Origin of the sequence: Nonomuraea sp. NPDC048916 (genome assembly GCF_040649575.1) — a bacterium.
In the GTDB taxonomy this organism is placed as follows: Bacteria; Actinomycetota; Actinomycetes; order Streptosporangiales; family Streptosporangiaceae; genus Nonomuraea.
This window is the reverse complement of the sequence record NZ_JBEZFS010000180.1, coordinates 1-564: the sequence shown is the minus strand read 5'-3', so window position 1 is coordinate 564 and position 564 is coordinate 1. Positions and strand designations below refer to the sequence as shown.

Annotated in this window: 1 protein-coding gene; it reads right to left on the bottom strand. The window is 72.3% G+C overall.

Translation table 11 applies throughout. From position 1 onward, the window contains the following. A partial coding sequence (locus tag AB0C16_RS40325) for a ketoacyl-synthetase C-terminal extension domain-containing protein (protein WP_357691452.1) occupies window positions 1-518 on the bottom strand: 518 nt, incomplete at its 3' end. Between the last annotated feature and the right edge of the window lie 46 nt (window positions 519-564).

The window sequence follows — 564 nt, the reverse complement described above, 5'->3', positions numbered from 1 at the left end:
AAACCCCCACCCACCACACCCCCGAACCCACCCACCACCTCATCCAACGCCCCCGCGAACACCCCAAAACGCTCATACAACCCCCGCCCCATCCCCACCCACTGCCCCCCCTGACCCGAAAACACGAAGCCGGTCCTGCCCTCGACGCGGGCGATGGGGTCGATGCCGTCCAGACCACGAAGCAGGTCCTCGGCGCCCACGACCGCGCTGTGCTCCATCCGGGCGCGCGAGGTCAGCAGGGAGTAGGCCACGTCCAGCGGTCTCGTGCCGGGCCGGGCTGCCACGTCGGAGGCGAGCCGCGCGGCCTGCGCCTTCAGCGCCTGCGGCGTCCTGGCCGAGATCAGCCAGGGAACGGCGGGCGGGGCCACGCTCGCCGGAGCGGGTCGCTCCACCTGGGACCCGGACTCCGAGGGCCCCTCTTCAAGAATGACGTGGGCGTTGGTGCCGCTCAGCCCGAACGACGACACCCCCGCCCGCCGCGGCCGCCCCTCACGCCGCCACTCCACCGCCTCGGTCAACAACCGCACCGACCCCGCAGACCAATCCACATGCGGCGTCGGCACA